Annotated in this window: 3 protein-coding genes and 1 pseudogene; all 4 read right to left on the bottom strand. The window is 66.7% G+C overall.

Annotated features, from left to right (window positions below; translation table 11 throughout):
* Nucleotides 1-137, bottom strand: a pseudogene (locus WA317_RS13910) (pyridoxal 5'-phosphate synthase glutaminase subunit PdxT); the annotation flags it as partial.
* Complete coding sequence (tesB, locus tag WA317_RS13905) at nucleotides 134-979, bottom strand: acyl-CoA thioesterase II (protein ID WP_425173586.1); 846 nt, start codon at nucleotides 977-979, stop codon at nucleotides 134-136. The gene tesB and the pseudogene WA317_RS13910, both read right to left, overlap by 4 nt.
* Before the next feature lie 42 nt (nucleotides 980-1,021).
* A complete protein-coding gene (gene pdxS / locus WA317_RS13900) occupies nucleotides 1,022-1,870 on the bottom strand; it encodes a pyridoxal 5'-phosphate synthase lyase subunit PdxS (protein ID WP_425173587.1) in 849 nt (282 codons plus the stop codon).
* Nucleotides 1,871-2,083: 213 nt separating this feature from the next.
* On the bottom strand, nucleotides 2,084-2,569 hold a 486-nt coding region (locus tag WA317_RS13895), incomplete at its 5' end, for an NUDIX hydrolase (RefSeq protein WP_425173585.1).

The raw sequence follows: 2,569 nt of genomic DNA, 5'->3' as shown, positions 1-2,569 counted from the left end.
ATCACCAAACCGTCCACGGCGTCGAGTTCTTTACGCCGGCGCACCGAAACCGGTTCAGCGCCAACCTCACCCAGCGCTGCAAGGTGTTCTCGAATGTCGCCCTGCAACGCCAAGACGCCGACGCGCGGAGCGCTCACCGGCTCACCGGAGGCGGGTCGCGCTTGTGCCGGGTCAAGCCCTCCTGCACCACCGCCGCCACCAACTCCCCGTGCTGGGTGAAGATCTTGCCCTGCGTCAGCGCCCGCCCGTTGCAGGCCGACGGCGACGACTGGTCATAGAGCAACCATTCGTCGGCCCGGAACGTCCGCATGAACCACATCGCGTGATCCAGTGAGGCGATCTGCAGGCGCTCGCGCTCCCGCATATGGGTCACCTGTGCTGATCCCAGCAGGGTGAGGTCGCTCATGTAAGCCAGCGCGCAGATGTGCAGCACCGGGTCGTCGGGCAGCGGATCGTGGTGGCGGAACCACACCTGCTGCTGAGACGCCTTGCCCGGCAACCGTTCCAGCTCGGCCTGCGGCACGATGCGGACGTCCCACTCCTCGAACTGACGAAAGCCGGCGTCGTCGAACACCTTCATCGACTTCAGCCCCGGTAGGTTGTCCGGCGGCGGCGCCGACGGCATTACGTCTTGGTGCTCGATGCCGGTCTGGGCGGTCTGGAACGACGCCGACATGGAGAAGATCGTCTCGCCGTGCTGGACGGCGTTGACTCGGCGGGTGCAGAACGAACCGCCGTCGCGGATGCGTTCCACGATGAAGACCGTGGGCGCCTGCGCGTCTCCGGGCCGCAGGAAGTATCCGTGCAGCGAATGCACCCGGTAGGTCGAACCGACGGTGCGCACCGCCGACACCAATGACTGGCCCGCCACGTGACCGCCGAAAGTCCGTTGCAGGAACCCGGCTTCCGGGCTGAACATGCTGCCGCGATAGATGTTGACCTCGAGCTGTTCGAGATCGAGGATCTTCTCGATCGCCACGCTATGACCGTCTGCTCTTCGTGCAAGCGCTCATCGCCGTTCTTACCAGCCGCGTTCGGCCAGGCGCTGCGGCTGTGCGATCTGCTCGACGTTGATGCCCACCATCGGCTCTCCCAGCCCCCGCGAGACCCGGGCGAGTACATCGGGATCGTCGTAGAAGGTGGTGGCCTTGACGATGGCGGCGGCGCGCTGCGCGGGATCGCCCGACTTGAAGATGCCCGACCCGACGAAGACGCCCTCGGCGCCCAGTTGCATCATCATCGCCGCGTCCGCGGGAGTCGCGATGCCGCCGGCGGTGAACAGCGTGACCGGCAGCTTGCCCGCCCGGGCCACCTCGACGACCAGGTCATGCGGCGCCCGCAATTCCTTTGCCGCCACGTACAACTCGTCCTCGGACAACGACGTCAGCCGGCGGATCTCACCGCCGATGGCGCGCATGTGGGTGGTGGCGTTGGAGACGTCGCCGGTGCCGGCTTCACCCTTGGACCGGATCATCGCCGCGCCCTCGCTGATCCGCCGCAGCGCCTCCCCCAGATTCGTCGCCCCGCACACGAACGGCACGGTGAAGTTCCACTTGTCGATGTGGTGGGTGTAGTCGGCGGGAGTCAGCACCTCCGACTCGTCGATGTAATCCACACCGAGGCTTTGCAGGATCTGCGCCTCGACGAAATGCCCGATGCGCGCTTTGGCCATCACCGGAATGGTGACCGCGGCGAGGATGCTCTCGATCATGTCGGGGTCGCTCATCCGCGACACCCCGCCTTGCGCCCGGATGTCGGCGGGCACCCGTTCCAGCGCCATCACCGCGACGGCCCCGGCACCCTCCGCGATGCGGGCCTGCTCGGGGGTGACGACGTCCATGATGACGCCGCCCTTGAGCATTTCGGCCATGCCGCGTTTGACGCGCGCCGTCCCGGTTCGTCCGCTGCCGTTTTGCGAAGCGGCAGTACTCACTGCTGATCTCCTTCGACTGGTGTCAACTCAGTGTAGTGGCGGCTCGAGCCGGAATGTTTGCGCAAGTCGCCGTTCGGACCGCCCGAACGTGCAGCAGGACTAACTTTCGGGGTCGAGCGTGACGCTGACCGCACGCTCGAGGCAGCCGCGTCAGCGGATGTTTTGCAGTGCGGGCGGCCGACTGGAGGCACGGTGGTCGGCCAGCGCATGCGCCTCGGTGAGAAGTTCGGACAGCTGAAGCGGGTACACCGTCTCGCCGCCGGCCGCCAGCTCAGCGATATCCGCCGCGTGACACCACCGGAAACAGTGAATGTAGCGGCGTTCCAGTTCGGTGCGGCCTGCAGTACACGGCTCAAAACGGCTGGTGCGGTGGACGAAGAAGAACTCTTGGCTGTCGATCATCGAACCGTTGAACTCGAACACCGCGTCGCGGCGCCAGATCGGCCCCACGATCTGCGTCGGAGGCACCCGCAGCCCGGTCTCTTCGGCCAGCTCCCGCGCGGCGGCCTCGGACAACTGCTCGCCTGGCCGCACTTCGCCTCCGACGGTGAACCACCACCGGGGGCCGGCGCCGTCGGGGTACGCCGGGTCGGATCCACACAACAACAACACCGCCCCGTCCTCGTCGAGCAGCAC

The sequence above is a fragment of the Mycobacterium sp. genome, assembly GCF_049802695.1.
Classification (GTDB): Bacteria; Actinomycetota; Actinomycetes; order Mycobacteriales; family Mycobacteriaceae; genus Mycobacterium.
The sequence above is the reverse complement of the archived record's forward strand: the minus strand, read 5'-3'. Positions and strand labels throughout refer to the sequence as shown.